Source organism: Ornithinimicrobium avium (genome assembly GCF_003351765.1).
In the GTDB taxonomy this organism is placed as follows: Bacteria; Actinomycetota; Actinomycetes; order Actinomycetales; family Dermatophilaceae; genus Ornithinicoccus; species Ornithinicoccus avius.
Map to the genome: position 1 here is coordinate 760720 of NZ_CP031229.1, position 19153 is coordinate 779872.

The window sequence follows — 19153 nt, forward strand, 5'->3', positions numbered from 1 at the left end:
GGCATACCCCGTGAGCGTCGTCTGGGACGAGCACGGTGGCGCGACCGTCCTGCGCGACGGGCACCAGCAGTCCTACGTCGACCCGGACGACCCGCTGCTGCTCGTCTTCGAGTACGTCCAGCACCTCGCGCTCGTCCTCCAGGCGCTGCGTCCCGACCCGGCCCCGCTGGCGGTGACGCACGTCGGCGGCGCCGGTATGACGTTGGCGCGGTGGGTGCACCGCGTCCACCCCGGCTCGCCGCAGATCGTCCTCGAGCCGGACACCGCCCTCACCGAGCTGGTGCGTCGGGAGATCCCGCTGCCGCGCGGCCACCGCGTCCGGGTGCGCCCGCTCTCCGGGCAGGAGGGGGTCGCCGGGCTGCGCGACGGCTCGGCCGACGTCGTGGTGGTGGACGCCTTCGAGGAGGGCCGCGTGCCTGGGCCGCTGGCCGGGAGGGCGTGGGCGCGCGAGCTGTCCCGGGTCCTGGCTCCCGACGGGCTGGTCCTGGCCAACGTCGCCGACGACCCCGGGCTGCGGTGGGTGGGGCGCTACTGCGCGACGCTGGAGCTGGAGCTGGCGCACGTGGGCCAGATGCTGCTGCGCGAGATCGCCGCCGGCAAGCGCTTCGGCAACGTGGTCGTCGTCGCCTCCAGGCAGCCGCTGGACGACGTGTCCCTGACCCGGGCGGCGGCGAAGGCTCCCTTCCCGAGCGTGTGGCGCGACGCCGCGCAGACGCGACGCGCCGCCGGCGGGGCCCGGCCCTTCGGCGAGGAGGGCGAGAGCTCGCCCGTGCCGCCCGACCCCGGCACCCTGCGCCTGCGCTGACCGCCGCCCGACCGTCGTCCGCACGGTGTCGCCCCGGGTCGGTCACCTCCAGCGGCGCACCACCCGGTGCAGGCCGTCCGCGAAGACCGCGCCGGCGAGGACCAGGTGCTCGGGCGTGCGGCGGCGCAGCAACGGCGCCGCCCAGCGCGCGAGGCCCCCGACGGCGAGAGCCCCGGCGGTGATCCGGGCCGTGCGCACGGCGGCGGTGGCCAGCGCGAAGCCGGTCAGCGGGGTCCCCCCCGACGCCGGCGGCGCGGGCGTAGACCTTGATGGGTATGCCGTTGAACGCCTGGTGGCGCACGGCCCAGGCACCCTCCTGCCGCAGCTGCGCGCGGGCGGTGTCGTGCATCCGCGGGGTGGTCCACGGGGCGGGGAGACGTGCGCCCCCGCGGGTCGCGGCGGCGTGCGCCACCGCCCCGAGCACCGACCCGGCGACCAGGCCGGCGGTGAGCCGGCCGAGGCGCCGGTGCTGCGGGGCGCCGACGAGGACGAGGAACATCTCGGCGATGACCGGCCAGGACAGGGCCTCCGCCGCTCCCCAGACGAAGGCCGCGCCGACGAGCTGGGTGTCGCTGCGCGGGTCGAGCCACAGGTGCACGCGCGAGTCGGGCCAGGGCACCTCGCTGCTGTCGTCGCGCAGCGCCTGGACCGCCGCGCGCACCGCCTCGGCCGGGATCTCCCGGGCACGCCTGGGGCGGGAGCGCCTGGCCGAAGCGCAGCACGACGCCCGCGGGGCGCAGGCGGCCGTGCTTGGGCAGCACGCGTCCGGTGCCGCTGATCCCGACCGGCACCAGCGGGACGCCCTCGTCGGCTGCCAGGCGCAGCGCGCCGGAGCGGAACCGCCCCAGGTCCTCCCCGGGCCGGCCGCGCGTGCCCTCGGGATAGATCACGACGGTCCCGCCGCCGGCGAGGACCGGTGCGGCGGCAGCCCGCAGCGCCTCGTAGCCACCCCCGCCGTCCCGGGGCACCGGCAGTGCGCCGACCAGCCCGGTCACCACCGCACGGCGCAGCGGCTGACGGAACCAGTAGTCCTCCGCGGCCGCCAGGACCGGCAGCCGGTCCGGGGGGACCGCGGCGAGCAGGGCCGCGGTGTCGGCGTGCGAGGTGTGGTTGGCGACCAGGACCATCGGCCCGTCCGGGACATGACCCCCGATGCGCACGCCACCCACCAGCGTGGACGCCGCCCGCCACAGGACGTGCCGGGCGCTCGCCGCCCACCTGTTCCTGCTCATGCCGCTCCTCCCAGCACAGCCGCGAGGGGCAGCACCACGAGCAGGGAGTCGACGCGGTCCAGCAGCCCGCCGAAGCCGGGCAGCCAGGTCCCTGCGTCCTTCACCCCGGCTCGGCGCTTGACCATGGACTCGAGCAGGTCCCCGAGCACCCCGCCGACCGCGACCGCGACGACCATGCCCGGCCGCAGCTCGCCGAGGACGAGGAGCATCAGGACAGCACCGAGGACCGCGCCGACGAGCCCGCCGAGGGTCTTGCTGGGCGACAGCGGGGAGATGGCGCGGCGGGCCCAGCCGAACCGGCGCAGGCTCCTGCCGCCCACGTAGGCGGCCACGTCGGCGGCGGCCGCGGCGAAGACCACCACGAACGCCGCCTCCCAGAGCGCGACCAGGTGCGCCAGCGACCAGCACAGCCACACCGATCCGAACGCCGTGAAGGCGGCCGCTCCACCCCCTGGGCGGCATCGCCGCGCAGGACCGAGGGCAGGGCGCAGACCAGGACCATGGCCGGTGCCAGGGCGAGCAGTCCCGGCCGCTGCCAGGCGGCGAGCGGGTAGGCCACCGCCAGCAGCAGGAGCAGCACCGTCTCGGTCCGGGGCAGGACGACGAGGCGTGCGAACTCGACGACCGCCAGGACGGCGAGGACCGCGGCGAGCAGCGCCGTGGTGCCCCGCCCCAGCCAGATCGGCAGGCCGACGACGGGGGCGATGAGGACCCAGGTGGTCCACCGCGTGCGCAGCTCCGGCGCGCGCACCACAGCCACCGCGAGACCGCCGACCGTCAGCACCGCGAGCGTGACGTAGAGGTTGAACACGCCGCGTCCGGTCACCTCGCCGAACCAGGGCAGCGCCACCGGGAGGGTGAGGACGCGGTCGTGGTCCAGGAGCAGGTCCCACCAGTGCCCCGGCGTGCTCACGGTGCCGCCAGCTCGGCACGGGCGGACCGCAGGCGCAGGGCGGTGGTCGCCACGGAGCCCAGGACGACCAGGGCGCACACCCACGGCAGCCACGTGGGTATGGCGCAGCCCAGGACCACCAGGGCGCACCGCTCGGTCTTGCCGAGGGGGCCGCCGTTGCGACGGGTCGCGCCTGCACCGGCGGCGGACAGCGAGGCGAAGGTCGGCAGGGTCGCGGCCACCGTGGCCACGAGCACCCAGACCAGCGCGGTGGTGGAGTGCTGGCCCGCCCACCAGACCAGCCCGGCCCACATGAGCAGGTCGCTGCCGCGCGGACGAACCGGTCCAGGCGCCGGGTGTACCACGGCTTGAGCGCGTAGAGCCCCTCCATGGCCAGGGAGTATGTCAGGCGAGGGCGCGTTGGCGGCCCGGGCGCGGCACGGGCGCCTAGGCTGGCACCGTGCGCACGGCATACCTCGACCACCCGGGACCGGTCCCGATGGCCCACCGGGGTTTCGACCTGGACGGGCTGGAGAACACCATGCGCGCGTTCGGTGCGGCGGTCGACCTCGGCTTCCGCTACGTCGAGACCGACGTGCACGCCACCCGGGACGGCCACGTCGTGGCCTTCCACGACGAGACGCTGGACCGGGTGACCGACCGGACCGGCACCATCCCCGAGCTGTCCTGGCGCGAGGTGTCCCGGGCCCGGGTCGGCGGCGTCGAGCGCGTGCCGCTCCTGGAGGACCTGCTGGGCACCTGGCCGGAGCTGCGCGTCAACATCGACATCAAGTCCTCCGGCGCGGTCGTGCCCCTCGTGCGGGTCATCGAGCGCACCCGCGCCCACGACCGGGTGTGCGTCACCTCCTTCTCCGACCAGCGGCGCCAGGCGGCCACGATGCGGCTGACCCGGCCGGTGGTCACCTCGGCCGGCCAGAGCTCGACCGCCGCCTTCCGCGCAGCCGCCGAGCTGCCCCACCTGGTGCGACCGGCGGTCGTGGCCCGGGCGCTGCACGCGGTCGACGGGGTGCAGGTCCCGTCCCACCACTACGGCATCGAGGTGGTCACCCCCACGACGCTGGCCGCGGCCCACGAGGTGGGCCGCTTCGTGCACGTGTGGACGGTCAACGACGTGCCCGAGATGGTGCGTCTGCTCGACCTGGGCGTGGACGGGCTGATCAGCGACCGCGCCGACCTGCTCAAGGACGTCCTGGTCGCCCGCGGCCAGTGGGTGCAGTGACCTACCGCTCGTCGCAGCCGGTGAACTCCCAGAGCGAGGCGTGGCCGCCCTCGTCCAGCTTGCGCCACCCCTCGCCGTGCGGCTCGATGTTGCGCAGGCCCGGTGTGGTGTCCTCGTACTTCGCGTTGAGCGGGTCCTGGAAGGTGAGCGAGTCGGCATACACGTGCGTCACGCCGAGCGCCCGGACCGCCTCGCACACCTCGGGCCGGATCCGCCAGTCCTTGAAGTGCTGCTCCAGCACGGTGCGCTCCGGCGAGTCCGGGATCGGGCTGAGCTGGGGGAAGACGACCTGCACGTCGGCGCGGTCGAGCAGGTAGGGCGACCCCGCGACCGGCTCCCCCAGCACCACCGCGTCGTCGGGCAGGGTGTCGCGGGCGCGGTCGATCATCTCGATCTCCTGCGGCTCCAGGATGGTCCCCCAGGCGATCGGGTAGGTCGTGTAGGTGGAGGCCATGACCTGGGTCTGGCTGGTCCAGCGCAGCCCCGAGGTGAGGGTCACGACCACGACCACCATGCCGGCGGCCGCGGCAGGGACCGGCACCCGCAGGCGCAGGGCGGCCAGCCGGGCCAGCCACGACGCACCGCCGGCCGCCAGGACCAGGGCGGGGACGAGGACCAGCTCGTTGATCCGGGAGGGCTGGGTGTACCAGAAGCCGGCCAGGACCCGCAGCGGGTTCTGCGGCGGGCCGGCCGCCAGCAGGGTGAGCGCGACCGCCCCGGCCAGCGAGGCCACCAGCCACCGGGCGTGCGAGCGGCCGACGGTGAGGACCACCCCGAGCAGCACCAGGACCGTGCCGAGGAGGTTGACCGAGGTGATCTTGTAGACGTAGATGAGCGGGTGGTCGATCAGCATCGACCCGATCCCCGGCAGGTAGGAGTCCTGCCCGCCCCGCTTGTAGTCCATGATCGACCGCACCGGCGGGAAGGTGACGAGGAAGGCGATCACGCCCACGACGGCCACCGCCCACCCGACCATCACCGCCACGGCCACGACGCGCGAGCCGTGCCGCGACCGTCGCCGCATCTGCCGGGCGAGCAGCACGGTGAGCAGCGGCACCGCGAGCAGGACGAGGGAGAAGAGACCCGAGGGATGGGCCAGGATGACGCCCGTGACGGCCATCACCAGACCGGCGCCGTGGACGAGGTGCAGCTGCCAGGACAGGACACCGCGCAGGGTCGCGATGACCAGGGCGATCGTGCCGGGCAGGCAGGCGACCGAGAGGGCGAACGGCCAGACGGCCAGCATCGAGACCGCGATCGCCGGGAAGGTCACGTAGCTCGCGGCCAGCACCGGGACGAGCACGCTCGGCAGCGCCCTGCTGGGGTAGACGACCCGGGTCAGCGCGACCAGGCCCGCGACCCAGACCACCGAGCCGAGGACGAGCGAGGAGGAGTTGGCCGCCTCGGTGACCCGCTCGAAGCCGGGTGCGACGGCCACGATCCCGTGCCAGACGGCCGGGTAGAAGGGCTGGACCTGATCGGCGTACATCGGCGCCAGGCCGCCGAGGGAGCTGGCGTTGCCGGTCTCCCGGACGAACCAGAGCGCGTTGAGGTGGAAGACAGCGTCCCAGGCCTGCGGCGGCTGGTCGGCCCGACCCATCCCGGACATCATCGCGGCTCCGAGCGCGCCCCCGCCCAGGACCCAGGTCAGCGCCAGCCAGACCTTCTCCCTGGAGCGCAGCGGACGCTCGCCGGCGACCGTCGCCCCGCGCGGGTCCGAGGTGGTGCCCAGCAGGCGGCCGGCCAGCGCGGCGACCGCCGACACGAGCAGAAGCCCGGCGAGCAGCGACCACAGCGACCAGCGCAGCCCGACGAAGGCGTAGAGGATCGCCAGCACGCCGCAGACCCCGGAGGTGACCGCCGGCCCGGCCCCCAGGGCGAGGAGCCCGCGGACGCCGAGGAGCCGGAGCACGGCATACCCGGGAAGCACCCACAGCAGCGCGAGCCCGACGATCCCGGGCGCGACCTCCCCCCAGCTCATGCCTCGACCGGTTCGCCCCCGCCGATGGTCAGCCTGGGGACCCCGGTGAAGCGGGCGGGGTCGGTGACCCTGCGGCCGTCGAGGAGGAGGCGCAGACCGGGCAGGTCCTCGGCGGAGAGCTGGGCGTACTGCGGGTGGTCGGCCTGGACGATCGCGACATCGATGTCGTCGCCCGGCTCACCGGGGCTCCAGGTGTAGGGCGTCCAGCCCAGGCCGGTCAGCTCCTCGGGGGTGTACATCGGGTCGTGGACGAGGACCTGGGCGCCGCGGGCGCGCAGCGCGTCGACGGTGCCGAAGACGCCGGAGAAGGCGGTCTCCTTGACCTTCCCGCGGTAGGAGGCGCCCAGGACGACGACGCGCAGGCCCGCCAGGGAGCCCAGGAGGGACTCGGCGCGGGCGACGGCGTACTCGGGCATCGCCGCGTTGGCCTCGCGGGCGGTCCGCACCACGGTGGCGTCGGGGTCGGTGGAGAGGTAGAGGCGGGGATAGACCGGGATGCAGTGCCCGCCGACGGCGATGCCGGGGTGGTGGATGTGGCTGTAGGGCTGGGAGTTGGACGCCTCGATCACCTTGTGCACGTCGATCCCGGCGGTGTCGGCGAACCGGGCGAACTGGTTGGCCAGCCCGATGTTGACGTCGCGGTAGGTCGTCTCGGCCAGCTTGGCCATCTCCGCCGCCTCGGCGCTGCCCAGGTCCCACACCCCGTTGGGGCGGGGCAGGTCGGGGCGCTGGTCGAAGTCGAGGACGGCCTGGTAGAACTCCACGGCGGCCGCGGCGCCGGGACCGGACAGGCCGCCGACGAGCTTGGGGTACCTGCGCAGGTCGGCGAAGACCCGGCCGGTCAGGACCCGCTCGGGGGAGAACACCAGGTGGAAGCCGTCTTCGCTGCCCTCGGTCAGCCCGGAGATCTCCTCGATCATCGGCTTCCAGCGGGTGCGGGTGGTGCCCACCGGCAGCGTGGTCTCGTAGGAGACCAGCGTGCCCGGGGTCAGGTGCTGCGCGAGGCTGGCGGTGGCGCCGTCCATCCAGCCGAAGTCGGGCCGGCCGCTCGCCTCGTCGACGAAAAGGGGCACGACGATGACCACGGCGTCGGCCCCGGGGACCGCGTCGGCGTAGTCGGTCGTCGCGCGCAGCCGCCCGGCGGGGACGAGCTCGGCGAGCTTCTCGGCCAGGTGCGCCTCGCCCGGGAAGGGCTCCTGGCCGGCGTTGACCAGGTCGACGACCCGCTGGCTGACGTCGACCCCCACGACCTCGTGGGAGGGGTCGGCGTCGGCGAACTGCACCGCGAGCGGCAGACCGATCTTGCCGAGCGCGACGACCGCGATCTTCATGTGGTGATGTCCGTCCTTGAGCAGGGCAGGGTGCGCTGCCCAGGATACGTGGGCGCGCGGCCCGTGCCACGTCATACCCTGGGCGCCATGAGCGAGCCGACCTTCACCCACACGGTCCCCGACGGGACCGTCCTGCACGTCTACCGCTGGCTGCCGGAGGGGACGACGCGGGCCGTGGTCCAGGTCGCGCACGGCATGGTCGAGCACGCGGGCCGCTACGCCCACCTCGGGCGGCGGCTGGCGAGGGAGGGGTATGCGGTGTACGCCTCCGACCACCGCGGCCACGGGCGCACGGCCGGCAGCCCCGACGACCTGGGCCACCTCGGGGACGAGGGCGGTTTCGCGGCGACGGTGGACGACCTGGTCTCCCTCGGCGACCGCCTCCGGGCCGAGCACCCGGGCCTGCCCCTCGTGCTGCTCGGGCACAGCATGGGCTCCTTCCTGGCCCGGGCCTACGCCGCGCGCTACGGCGAGCGGCTCGACGCCCTGGTCCTCAGCGGGACGGCAGGAGACCCGGGTGCGACGGGCCGGGTCGGCGTGCGGCTGGCGGCCCTGGAGTCACGGGTCCGGGGGCCGAGGGCGCGCAGCGCGCTGATGGAGGCGCTGACGCTGGGGCCCTACAACCGCAGGTTCTCCCCCAACCGGACCGACTTCGACTGGCTCTCGCGCGACGAGGCGCAGGTGGACGCCTACGTCGAGGACACGCTGTGCGGCGGGCGGGCGACGGCCGCGTTCTACCGCGACCTGCTCACCGGGCTGATCTGGGTCAACCAGCTCCCGACCGCGGCGATGATGCCGGCCGACCTGCCCGTACATATCGTTGCCGGCGAGGTCGACCCCGTGGGCGGCGCCGACGCCGCGGTGGAGGTCGCGGGGCTCATGCTCGAGGCCGGCGTCCAGGACGTCACGGTCAGGATCTGGCCGGGTGCGCGCCACGAGGTGCTCAACGAGACGAACCGGGACGAGGTCGAGGACGAGATCGTCGGCTGGCTCGACGCGCACGTCTGAGTCCCGCACCTGTGCACCCGAAAAGGACTTGTGCGGCGGATATATCCCGTGCACAGGTCTCATTCCGGTGCACAGGTCTCATTCCGGTGCACAGGATCGGCCGCGACCGGCCCTGCGCGCCACGAGCGAGGCGGTCATGAAGCGCAGCGGCGCCTCGGGGTGCAGCAGCTGGCGCCAGTCGTGCGGCAGCAGCGTGCGGGGGCTGCCGTGCCGGCGCCGGGCCGTGGCCAGCTCGATCATCCGGGCGGGCGGCACCGAGGTGTCCAGGACCGCCGCGAGCAGGTCGTGGTCGGCCAGGCTCAGCGGTGCCTCGCAGCCCGGGGCGGTGCGCAGCAGCCGGCCCGTGGTGCCGGCGAGCTCGGCACGCTCCTCCGCGCTCCACCAGTGCGGGTCGGGGCGGTTGAGCACCGTGCCGAAGACGTGGATGCGCAGCAGCTTGGTGGCGACCGCGCGCCGCCGCCGCGCCGGCAGCTGCGCGAACCACGGGTCGTCCAGCAGCGCGGTGAGCGCGACGAGCTCGTCGGCCACCGGGCGGGGCACCGCCGTCGTGCGGTCGTCCGCGTCCGTGCCCACGAGGTAGGGCGTGCCGCGGGCGAGCGCGACGCTGGCTCCCTCGAACAACCGGGTGACGAAGGGGACGTCCTCGCCGGTCTGCGCACCCGGCAGCAGCCGGGCGCCGGTGCGGGCCACCGCGGCGCGGGACAGCAGCCCGAGCGGGGCGGAGCGGTAGCTGAGCCGGTCCCGCACCAGGTCCAGGCGCTCCTCGCGGCGCGGACGCCGGGCGGGCCGGACCCTGGTGGGCGGCGTCGGCACCGCGGCGTCCCCGAGCCGGATCTCGGCGAGGACGACCTCGGCGCCGGTGCGGCCCGCCGTCGCGAGCCAGTTGCGCAGGGCGCCCGGGGAGAGCCGGTCGTCGCTGCCCATGATGCTGACCCAGGGGGCGGTCGCGGCCTGCAGGCCCGCGGTGAACGGGCCCGCCGGGCTGGCGACCCCGTCCCGGTGCTCCAGCAGCCGCACCCGCGGATCCCAGCGGGTCTCGTCGGACACGGTGGCCGCGACCGCGTCGGCGTCCAGCCCGTGGCAGACGACGGTGACGCGCACGTCGAGCTCGTCGGAGCCGTCCAGCACCGAGCGCACCGCGCGGTCGACCGGGCGCTCGAGGGAGTGCGTGGCGACCACGACGTCGACCAGCGGCGACCCCTGGGGCAGCACGCCGCGGTAGATCTCATCGACCCTCGCTGCGTGCGCCTGCTCGCTGTACGCCTCGACCACGGGCGCCGCGATCTCCTCGGCGCTCAGCTGGGCGCTGGCCGCCCACACCTGCTCCACGGCGTCCGCCCACGACCCGGGCGCCGAGCCGGGGCGGACGAGCAGCCCGCTGGGCGGCGCGACGAAGTCCCGCGGGCCGCCGCTGTCGCCCACGACCACGGGCCGCCCGGCGGCCAGGGCCTCGGCGGCGGCCACGCAGAAGGTCTCGGCGCGCGTGGGCAGCAGGAAGAGGTCGGACTCCCCCACGATCTGCTGGACCTGCTCCGGCGGGACCGGGCCGGTCAGCCGCAGCGGCACCCCGGCCCGCCGGGCCGCCTCCCGGACCTCCTCCCGCAGCGGGCCGTCCCCGACCCAGGTGAGGGAGGCGTCCACGCCACGCACGCGCAGCGCCGCGACCGCCCGCGTCGCTGCCAGCGGGTCCTTGCGCGGCGCCAGCCCGCCGACGGAGACCACCCGCAAGGGGCCCTCCCTCGTCGTCCCCGGCCCGGTGCCGTCCTCCCGCCCGTCGCGGAGCGGACGCTCGGTGTCCCGTCGTGCGACCAGCTCCTCGGGCCTGTCCACGATGTTGGGCACGACCACGACCGGTCCGGTGCGCGCCGCACGCACCCCCTCGGCGAGGTGCTCGCTGACCACGGCCACGACGTCCGGACGGCGGAGCAGCCGCAGGACGCCCGGCCGGGCCGCGCGCAGCGCCGGCGTCAGCGTCCCCGGCGCCAGCAGCCCGGACCAGTGCTCGGTGTGCACCCACGGCACTCCCGGACGGCGGCCGGTCATCGGCAGCAGCGCCGAGACGGCCATCGTGTGCACGAGGTCCGCCTCCGGCGCCAGCTCGCGCACCCTGCGTGCCGCCCGCAGGACGTGGTCGGGACGGCGCGGGTCCATGGGGAGGCGCTCCACGGCATACCCCTGACCGTGCTCGTCCTGACCCAGCAGCGCCGGCGCGCACAGGTGCAGCACCCGCACGTCGTGCCGGGTCGCGATCGCCGCGACGTCGCGGGCCACGAAGACGCCGGTGGCCGGGGACGTCGACGTCGGGAACCACGTCGTCACCACGAGCACGCGCATGGACCCCAACCTACGCGAGGCGCACCGCATACCCTGTGGCTCGTGAAGATCCTCTCCGTCGTCGGGGCCCGCCCCCAGTTCGTCAAGCTCGCGCCGGTCGCGGCCGAGTGCGCCCGGCGCGGCGTGGAGCACGTGATCGTGCACACGGGGCAGCACTACGACCCGGTGCTCTCCGACGTCTTCTTCGCCGACCTGGGCATCCCGGACCCGGACGTGCACCTGGGGGTCGGGTCGGGCAGCCACGGCGCGCAGACGGGCGCGATCCTGGCGGCGATGGACGCCGTGCTGGAGGAGCACGCCCCGGACTGGGTCCTGGTCTACGGGGACACCAACTCCACCCTGGCCGGTGCCCTGTCGGCGGTGAAGCTGCACGTGCCGGTGGCGCACCTGGAGGCCGGGCTGCGCTCGTTCAACCGGCGGATGCCCGAGGAGCACAACCGGGTCCTGACCGACCACGCCGCCGACCTGTGCCTGGCCCCCACCCAGGTCGCGGTCGACCACCTGGCCGACGAGGGCCTGGCCGGCCGGGCGGTGCTCGTGGGCGACGTGATGATCGACGTGCTGCACCGGGTCCGCGACGAGCTGGCCGACGTCCCGGCCGTGCTGGCCGAGCTCGGCCAGCAGGAGGGCGCGTTCTCGGTGGCGACCGTCCACCGGGCGGAGAACACCGACGACCCGGAGCGGCTGCGCGCGGTCGTCGAGGCGCTGCAGCAGGTCGACCACCCGGTCGTGCTCCTGGCCCACCCGCGGCTGCGGGCCAGGGCGGCCGAGCAGGGTCTGGACCTCGACGGCGGCTCGCTGACCGTCCGCGACCCGCTGCCCTACCCCTCCCTGGTCGGTGCGGTCACCGCCGCCCGCGGCGTCATCACCGACTCCGGCGGCCTGCAGAAGGAGGCCTTCGCGCTGCGCACGCCGTGCACGACGGTGCGCACCGAGACCGAGTGGGTCGAGACCGTCCAGCTGGGCTGGAACGTCCTGGTCGAGCCGGGCCCCGGGCTGCGCGACGCCGCCTCGCGACCCGCGCCGCTGCCCACCGGGGCGACCCCCTACGGCGACGGCCACGCCGCCGCCGCTGTCCTCACCGCCCTCGGCGCCTGACCGGGCCCGCTCCCGCGCCTGACGCCTCCGCGGTGGCGAAATCCGTTGTGCAACCCCGGCCGGCGTCCGCACACTGAGGTCATGAACATCCAGGTCAGCACGCTCCGACTCGTCCCCGGTGCACCACCGCCCTCGGCGGACCTCGAGGCCTTCGCCGAGGTGAGCCGTCGTTCCATCGTCGCCACGCTCGGCGACGACGACCTCGCCGACCCGGCCCACGTCGTCATCAGCGCGTTCGCGGAGCAGAACTACCGACGCAAGATGGTCCTGCTGGCCAGGGACGGCGCCCGGACGCTCGGCGGGCTGTGGCTCGGCCTGCCGCTGAAGGACAACACCTCGCTGGCGGAGGCGTCCTTCTCCCTGGACCCCGACCACGACCCGGCCCCGGTCGTCGACGCGCTGTGGGCCGGGGCGGTCCCCGTCCTGCGGGCCGAGGGCCGCCGCACCGCGCTGGTCTGGTCGGACCACGCCGCCGACGCGGACGCCGAGCACGTGGTCCCCCGGACCGGCGTCGGCAGCGTGCCGCGCGACGCCCTCGCCACGGCGCTCCTGGACCTCGGCTTCGTCCTCGAGCAGGTCGAGCGGCACAGCGTCCTGGCCGTGGCACCCGCGCTCGAGCGCGCCGCGGCCGAGCTGCCGGCCGCCCGGCAGGCGGCGGGCACCGCATACCGGACGCTCGGCTGGGTCGGCCCGGTCCCGCCGGAGCGGCGCGGGGCGATGGCTCGACTGATGTCGCGGATGAGCACCGACGTCCCCGCCGGAGCGCTGGAGCTGGAGGAGGAGGTGTGGGACGCCGACCGGGTGGCCGAGTCCGACCGGGTCTGCGCGCAGGCCGGTCGCGCCCGCGTGATGACGGTGGCCGAGCACGTGGCGAGCGGGGAGCTGGCCGCCTACACCTACGTCGACCTGCCCGGGGACAAGCCGGCGGTCGGCTACCAGGAGGACACGCTCGTGCACGCCGACCACCGCGGCCACCGGCTCGGCATGCTCGTCAAGGCCGAGAACCTGCGTCGGGTCGCCGAGCACGCACCGGCCCTCGAGCGGCTGCACACGTGGAACGCCGACGAGAACGGCCACATGCTCGCGATCAACGAGGCCCTCGGTTTCCGCCCCGCGAGCCACGAGGGTGCCTGGCAGCTGGCAGGGGTCTGACACGCCGCTGACCGTTGTGCCGGCGTGGTCCCCGGCGCCACACCGAGGGATGAGCCTGCGGGTCAGCACCCTTCGCCCCTCGCCCGGCGCAGCGCCGCCGTGGGCGGCCTGTGGGTGCGGATGCCTCTGGTGGACAACACCTCGCTCGCGCAGGTCTCCTCCGTCCTGGACCCGGAGCGCGACCCGACGGACCTCCGGGGAGCACCGCCTCCCGCGGACCGGCGTGGGCCGGCGAGGGCACGCGGGCCCGCGAGGCCGCGGGCACCGCATACCGGACCCTGAGCTGGGTCGGGCGCACGCCTGCGGAGCACCTCGACGGTCTTGCCGTCCTCCTGGCCCGGATGAGCACCGACCCGCCCGTCGGGCAGGTGCAGGTCGAGCCCGAGCAGTGGGACGCCGAGCGGGTCGCCGACACCGAGCGCGCCGGTGAGGCGATGGGCCGTCGGCTCCTCACGACCGCCGCCCAGCACGTGCGGACCGGCCAGCTCGTGGCCTACACCCAGCTGGACCGGCCCCTGGACCATCCGGCGACGGCCCACCAGGCGGGCACCCTCGTGCTGCCCGAGCACCGTGGGCACCGGCTCGGGATGCTCGTCAAGGCGGCGAACCTGGAGCTGCTGGCCGAGCACGCGCCCGGGGTCCGGCGCGTGCACACCTGGACCGCCGGGGAGAACGACCACATGTCCGCCATCGACGTCGCGCTCGGTGTCCGTGGGCGCAGCGCCGACGGCGCCTGGCAGCAGACGGGGGGTATGACGTCCGCCGCGCGGGTGCGCCTCATCCGTTCACCCGCGCAGCGAGCGCGTCGACCGCCCGGGCCCACCCGCCGACCTGCTCCTCGGCAGAGAGCTCGTGCGCGGCCGCGGCCGCGGCCGCCTTGTAGCGGCGCACGTCCTCGCCGCTGAGCCCGTCGAGAGCCGACGCGAGGGCCTCGGCGGTGAAGTCGTCGGTCACGACGCCGAGGCCGTGGCGGCGCACGAGCGCGGCCATCTCCGGGCTGGGCCCGACGACGAGCGCCAGCCGGCCCTGGACGAAGTCGAAGACCTTGTTGGGCAGCGCCCACAGGTGGTTGAACGACACGGGCGGCAGCACGTAGACGCCCACGTCGTGGGCGTTGAGCCTCGCCGGGAGCTCGTGCGGCGCGACCGGCGGGTGGAGCCGCACCCGGTCGGACGCGGCATACCTCGTCCGGAGCTCCTCGAGGTAGCCCGGGTCGTTGCCCATCAGGTACAGGTCGAGCGTCATCGGCGCGGTCACCAGGTCCATCGCCGCCAGGATCACGTCGAGACGGTGCCGCTGGGCGTTGCCCGAGTGGACGAGCCGCAGGGGTCCCCCCTGCGGCACGGGCGTCGGCTCGAGGTCGACGAAGTTGGGCGCGTTGACGACGACACCGGCGCGGATCCCGAACCGCATCCGGTACTCCCGCGCGATCCCCTCGCCCACGGTCGTCACCGAGTCGGCACGCTGGCCGTAGGTGCGCACCAGCCACCGGTAGTAGGGCGCGACGAAGAGCCGCCAGCGCCGGTTCTCCTCGTTCTGCCGGGGGTGGTACTCGTGCAGGTCCGCGTGCACCCCGCCCGGAGCCGCCAGGTCGAGCGCCAGCGGGACGGTGTCGATGTCGTCGGCCAGCACCACGTCGACCGTTCTCGCCCGGTCCTCGAGCAGCCGGGCGGCAGCGCGGACCACCGGGGAGCTGCGGTATGCCGCCTCGAACCGGCGGGCGACCAGCAGCCGGCGGTCCTTGTGCCAGCTGACGACGTCGTCGGGCAGGCGAAGGTGCTGCACCACCCCGTCAGGTGCCTCGCCGTAGCCGAGGGTGGTCACGGCGTACCGGTCGGCGAAGAGGCGGACCTGGCGCAGCACGCGCGCGTCCGAGCGCAACGGGCTGAAGGACATGATCAGCAGGCGCGGTCGGGGGTCGGGCCTCATGCGTGCCGCCCGCGTCCGGCGATCCCCCGCACGGACTCCACCCACCGCCGCGACTGCTCGGCGTCGGAGAGTTCCCGGGCCGCGGCGTGGGAGGCGGCCTTGAACCCCCCGACCGCGTCCGGCTCCAGCGTGCGCACCGCGTCCGCGACCGACCGCGCGTCGAACCCGGCTGCGACCTCACCGAGGCCGTGGTCGTGCACGAGACGGGCCATCTCCGGGCTGGGCCCGACGAGCAGGCCCAGCCGCGCCTGGACGTAGTCGAAGACCTTGTTGGGCAGGGCGTTGGCGTTGTTGAACGAGACCGGCGGCAGCACGTGCACGCCGACGTCGTAGCCGTTGAGGGTGGCCGGCAGCTCGGCGTACGGCACGGGGTCGTGCACGGTGACGACGCCGCCGCTCGCGTCGGCCGCCGCCCGCAGCTCCTGCAGGTAGCCGGGGTCGTTGGGGGTCAGGTAGAGGTCCAGCCTCACGTCGGCGCCCTCCCCCGCCGCCGCGACGACCGCCTCGAGCATGACGTGCAGGTCCCGGTTGCGCAGGCAGGCACCCGAGTGGACCAGCCGCAGCGGCGAGCCCACCGGGCCCGGCGAGAGGTCGGCGTACGGTGCGGCGTTGGTCACGACGCCGACCTCGACGCCGAACTGCTCGGCATACTCCTGGGCGATCCGCCGGCTGACGGTCGTGACCGCCGCGCACCGCGGCAGGAACCGCCGGCACAGCCACTCCTGGTAGGGCGAGATCCGCCGCATCCACGCCTCGTCCTCCTCGTGCAGGCGCGGGAAGTACTCGTGCAGGTCGGCGTGCACCCCGGCGCGGGGCCGCAGGGCCAGCGCGAGCGGGACCGCGTCGAGGTCGTCGGCCAGGATCACGTCGGCCGTGCCGGCGGGCAGGTGCCGCCGGACCCAGCGCACGCCGGCCTGCGTCCCGTAGGCGGCGCGGTAGGCCCGGGCGGTGATGAGCCGCCCGTCCAGCTGGTTCTGGGCCACGTCGGGGACCCGCAGGTGCGCGGCCACCCCGTCCGGGGCGGGCCCGTAGCCGCACGTCACCACGTGGAAGTCCCGCGAGAGGTGGCGCACCTGCTTGAGCACGCGGGCGTCGGAGGCGATCGGGCTGAAGGAGAGCACCAGCACGCGCGGGCGCTCCGCGTCGTGGAGGGTATGGGGTGCGTCGCCACCGCGCGCGAGGAACCCTCGACCCCGGGTCGAGGCGAGGCTCAAGGAGTGGTCGAGGTGCTGGCGGACCGTCGACTCGGGGTCGAGGTTGTGCCGGGGGTCGGGGGTGAGCAGGATGTCCCAGCGCGAGGCCCCGGCCCGGTGGCGCGAGGCTGCGGCGACCGCGTCGGTGTCCGGGGCGGTCAGCAGCGCGTCGAGCAGCGCGCGGTCGGCACGGTGCAGGGCACGCTCCGCGTCGGGACCCAGCGCCAGCAGCTCGCGGACCAGGGACCGGACCCACGCCGCCTCGCCGGGCGCCCAGTCCACCGGTGAGGGGCGGCGCCGGACCGCGCCGAGGACGTGGATGCGCAGCGTCTTGACCACGATCGCGCGCCGCGCCGGCTCCGGCAGCGCCGCGAGCCAGCGCAGGCCGGGCAGCCGGGCCTGCGCCGCGAGCTCGTCGGCCAGGGGGCGCCGGGCGTGGGTGACGCGGGCCGCGGCGACCTCCGGCGCGGCGCCACCGGTGCCGATGACGTAGGGCGGCAGGTCGGGGGCGTAGTCGATCCGCTCCCCCGAGCTGGCCAGCCGCAGGGACAGCTCGGTGTCCTCGCCGGTGGCCAGGCCGGGCGTGAGCGGGCCGACAGGGTGCTCCGCGCCGGGCTCGAGCAGCCCCAGGTCCACCAGCACCGAGCGGCGCAGCAGGCCCAGCGGCGCGGTCCGGTAGGCGAGCCGGTCCAGGACGAGGTCCAGGTCCCGTGTCCTCCCCGGGCGCGTGCGCGGGGTCGGGACCAGCTCGCCGTCGTCGGTCTCCAGGCGCGCCACCAGCCACGCCGACCCCAGCTCGTCGCCGAGCGCGGCCCAGGCGCCCAGGGCGCCGGCGGCGAAGCGGTCGTCCGAGCCGATGATGCTCACCCAGCGGCCGTCGGCAGCGGCCAGGCCGGCGTTGAACGGGCCCGCGGGCGAGCGCAGGGCGTCGCGCAGCTCCAGGTAGCGCACGTGGACGGACACGTCCTCCTGCCCCGCCGCCTCGAGGTCGGCCTCCACCCGTCCTCGCACGTCGGCGGCGTCCAGCCCGTGGCAGACCACGGTCACGCGCACCCGGTGGCCCGACGGCAGGATCCCCGCAAGGTCGGCGCCGCGCAGCGCGGAGAGCACGGTCGTCCCGACCGGGCGGGCCGGGTCGTGCACGGCGACGACCACGTCGACGTCGACCTCCGGCAGCCTCATGCCAGCCCCGACAGCCGGGCCTGGGTCGCGAACTGCGGGTGCGCCGCCACGACCTCCTCGAAGGTGCCGCGGGCCGCGATCGTCCCCTCCGTCATGAAGCACACCTGGTCGCTGCCGCGCACCGTGGAGAGCCGGTGCGCGACCGCGACCACCGTCACCTGCCCGTGCAGCTCGTGGATCGCGCGCGCGACGGCGTCCTCGGTGGTGGTGTCCAGCGCCGAGGTCGCCTCGTCGAGCACGAGCACGAGCGGGTCGCCGTAGAGCGCCCGCGCGATCCCGAGCCGCTGGCGCTGCCCGCCCGAGAGCGCCAGGCCCCGCTCCGCGACCCGGGTGTGCAGCCCGCCCCGGTCCTGCACGACGTCCAGCAGCTGGGCCTGCTCGAGGGCGCGGACCACCCGGTCCTCGTCGAGGTCGTCGCCCCAGGTGAGGGCGACGTTCTGGGCGACGGTGCCGTCGAAGAGGTTGACCTCCTGGGGGACGTAGCCGACCCGCGAGCGCCACGCCGCGAGGACGTCGGCCAGGGGCAGCTCGTCGAGGCGGATCTCGCCCTCCTGCGGGACGAGCAGGCCGAGCAGGACGTCCACGAGCGTGGACTTGCCGGCGCCGGAGGCCCCGACGAGAGCGACCGAGGAGCCCATCGGCACGTCGAGGTCCACCCCGTGCAGCGCCGGGACGCGGGCGCCCGGGTAGGTGAAGCAGACCCCGCGCAGCGAGAGCACCTCGGGGTCGTGCGGCAGCGGCTCCTGGCCCAGCTGCTCGGCGGCCACCACGTAGCCCTGCGCGTCGACGATGTCCCGGATCACCGCCTCCGCGTGCGGCAGCGTCGAGGCGGTCTGGGTCATCACCGACTGGAAACGGTTGACGCTGGGGATCATCCGCATGCCCGCCACCGCGAACAGCGCGATCGCCTCGAACGCCTGCCCCGGCCCGCCGAGCAGGTAGGCCACTCCCCCCACCAGGGCGAAGCCGAGCACCAGGCCGGTGTCGGTGACGAACTTGGGCACCGCGCCCAGGAACATCAGGTTGCTGCGGGCGCGGGTGGCGTGCACCCGGTTGGCGTGCACCTCGGCGCCGACCTCCTCGGCCTTGCCGCGGAGCGTCACCTCCTTCAGCGCGCCCATCATCTCGGTCATCAGCCCGGCGACCCTGAAGGAGTAGTCCCGGCCCACCCGTCCGGCGACGACCGCGCGGGGGAGATCACGACGTACATGAGGACCGCGAGCCCGCCGAGGTAGGCGAAGGTGACGACCGCGGTGAGCGGCTGGGCGACCAGCAGGACGACCAGCACCGCGCCGAACGTCGCCAGCTCAGCCGGCAGCGAGGCCGCGGGCAGCAGCAGGCCCGTGGTGGTGTTGGCGATGCCGACGTCGGCCAGCCGCACCAGCTCGGCGGTGTTACGGCGCAGCCGCTCGGTCCAGGGCGCCCGGATGTAGGCGCCGAACAGACGGTCGCCGATGACGAGGTCGTAGGCGCCCAGCCGGCGGGACACCGCCCACTGCAGGGCGAGCGTGGCCAGTCCCTTGAGCACCACGAGCAGGGTGATCGTGCCCAGCAGCCAGCCGTAGCTCGCCGGGGCGACCTCGCCGAGCACCGGCAGCTCGACCGCCTGTCCCTGCACCATCGGGGCCAGCGTCAGGGCCAGCAGCGACAGGGCGACGATGTCGACCACGGACAGCAGGGCGGAGAGGGCGGCATACCCGAGCAGGAACCAGCGCGTGGACGCCGGCAGCAGCGGGAGCAGCTCGCGCAGCGCGCGCCACAGCCTCAGCACGCGAC

The 19153-nt window shown here is 75.2% G+C and carries 17 protein-coding genes; 5 read left to right on the forward strand and 12 right to left on the reverse strand.

What is annotated here, in order from left to right; genetic code table 11:
* The first annotated feature begins 10 nt into the window (after positions 1-10).
* Positions 11-805: a spermidine synthase gene (locus DV701_RS03620; RefSeq protein WP_114927106.1), complete on the forward strand. Its 795-nt coding sequence runs from the start codon at positions 11-13 to the stop codon at positions 803-805.
* A gap of 42 nt (positions 806-847) precedes the next feature.
* Here the strand turns inward: DV701_RS03620 and DV701_RS18095 are convergent, their stop codons facing one another.
* From DV701_RS18095 to DV701_RS03635, 4 genes are all read right to left on the reverse strand, one after another.
* The gene (locus DV701_RS18095) at positions 848-1003 is read right to left on the reverse strand and encodes a hypothetical protein (RefSeq protein ID WP_162802769.1); all 156 of its coding nucleotides are present in this window, start codon (positions 1001-1003) and stop codon (positions 848-850) included.
* Between the two features lie 26 nt (positions 1004-1029).
* Positions 1030-2037 (reverse strand): lysophospholipid acyltransferase family protein, encoded by a 1008-nt coding sequence (locus tag DV701_RS19315; RefSeq protein WP_114927107.1) that lies wholly within the window; start codon positions 2035-2037, stop codon positions 1030-1032.
* Positions 2034-2453: a phosphatidate cytidylyltransferase gene (locus DV701_RS18985; protein ID WP_229574872.1), complete on the reverse strand. Its 420-nt coding sequence runs from the start codon at positions 2451-2453 to the stop codon at positions 2034-2036. Before DV701_RS18985 ends, DV701_RS19315 begins: the two co-directional genes overlap by 4 nt.
* A 493-nt stretch (positions 2454-2946) precedes the next feature.
* Positions 2947-3294, reverse strand: coding sequence for a hypothetical protein (locus DV701_RS03635; protein WP_228255203.1), 348 nt, complete (start codon positions 3292-3294; stop codon positions 2947-2949).
* Between the two features lie 95 nt (positions 3295-3389).
* Between DV701_RS03635 and DV701_RS03640 the strand changes: the two genes are divergently transcribed.
* Positions 3390-4169: a glycerophosphodiester phosphodiesterase gene (locus DV701_RS03640; RefSeq protein WP_114927109.1), complete on the forward strand. Its 780-nt coding sequence runs from the start codon at positions 3390-3392 to the stop codon at positions 4167-4169.
* A 1-nt stretch (position 4170) separates the two neighbouring features.
* Here DV701_RS03640 and DV701_RS03645 read toward each other — a convergent pair whose 3' ends face one another.
* A complete protein-coding gene (locus DV701_RS03645) occupies positions 4171-6150 on the reverse strand; it encodes a DUF6541 family protein (protein WP_114927110.1) in 1980 nt (659 codons plus the stop codon).
* Positions 6147-7481, reverse strand: coding sequence for a nucleotide sugar dehydrogenase (locus tag DV701_RS03650; protein ID WP_114927111.1), 1335 nt, complete (start codon positions 7479-7481; stop codon positions 6147-6149). Before DV701_RS03650 ends, DV701_RS03645 begins: the two co-directional genes overlap by 4 nt.
* A gap of 87 nt (positions 7482-7568) precedes the next feature.
* Here DV701_RS03650 and DV701_RS03655 point away from each other — a divergent pair, with 87 nt between their 5' ends.
* On the forward strand, positions 7569-8489 hold the full coding sequence (locus DV701_RS03655) for an alpha/beta hydrolase (RefSeq protein WP_114927112.1): 921 nt from the start codon (positions 7569-7571) through the stop codon (positions 8487-8489).
* Between the two features lie 78 nt (positions 8490-8567).
* Here the strand turns inward: DV701_RS03655 and DV701_RS03660 are convergent, their stop codons facing one another.
* Positions 8568-10823 (reverse strand): glycosyltransferase, encoded by a 2256-nt coding sequence (locus DV701_RS03660; RefSeq protein WP_114927113.1) that lies wholly within the window; start codon positions 10821-10823, stop codon positions 8568-8570.
* A 42-nt stretch (positions 10824-10865) separates the two neighbouring features.
* Here DV701_RS03660 and wecB point away from each other — a divergent pair, with 42 nt between their 5' ends.
* Together wecB and DV701_RS03670 are read left to right on the forward strand one after the other, a co-directional pair.
* Positions 10866-11921, forward strand: coding sequence for a non-hydrolyzing UDP-N-acetylglucosamine 2-epimerase (gene wecB / locus DV701_RS03665; protein ID WP_114927114.1), 1056 nt, complete (start codon positions 10866-10868; stop codon positions 11919-11921).
* A gap of 81 nt (positions 11922-12002) precedes the next feature.
* The gene (locus DV701_RS03670) at positions 12003-13073 is read left to right on the forward strand and encodes a GNAT family N-acetyltransferase (protein ID WP_114927115.1); all 1071 of its coding nucleotides are present in this window, start codon (positions 12003-12005) and stop codon (positions 13071-13073) included.
* Between the two features lie 62 nt (positions 13074-13135).
* On the opposite strand, the gene DV701_RS18100 is transcribed toward DV701_RS03670, so the two are convergent.
* From DV701_RS18100 to DV701_RS18675, 5 genes are all read right to left on the reverse strand, one after another.
* Positions 13136-13726, reverse strand: a complete 591-nt coding sequence (locus DV701_RS18100; RefSeq protein ID WP_162802770.1) for a hypothetical protein — start codon at positions 13724-13726, stop codon at positions 13136-13138.
* Between the two features lie 124 nt (positions 13727-13850).
* Positions 13851-15002: a glycosyltransferase family protein gene (locus DV701_RS03675; protein ID WP_114927116.1), complete on the reverse strand. Its 1152-nt coding sequence runs from the start codon at positions 15000-15002 to the stop codon at positions 13851-13853.
* Complete coding sequence (locus tag DV701_RS18665) at positions 14999-17377, reverse strand: glycosyltransferase (RefSeq protein ID WP_228255204.1); 2379 nt, start codon at positions 17375-17377, stop codon at positions 14999-15001. The genes DV701_RS03675 and DV701_RS18665 overlap by 4 nt, the downstream gene beginning before the upstream one ends.
* Complete coding sequence (locus DV701_RS18670; protein WP_228255205.1) at positions 17374-18510, reverse strand: ABC transporter ATP-binding protein; 1137 nt, start codon at positions 18508-18510, stop codon at positions 17374-17376. Before DV701_RS18670 ends, DV701_RS18665 begins: the two co-directional genes overlap by 4 nt.
* Positions 18510-19148, reverse strand: a complete 639-nt coding sequence (locus DV701_RS18675; RefSeq protein ID WP_228255206.1) for a hypothetical protein — start codon at positions 19146-19148, stop codon at positions 18510-18512. Before DV701_RS18675 ends, DV701_RS18670 begins: the two co-directional genes overlap by 1 nt.
* Between the last annotated feature and the right edge of the window lie 5 nt (positions 19149-19153).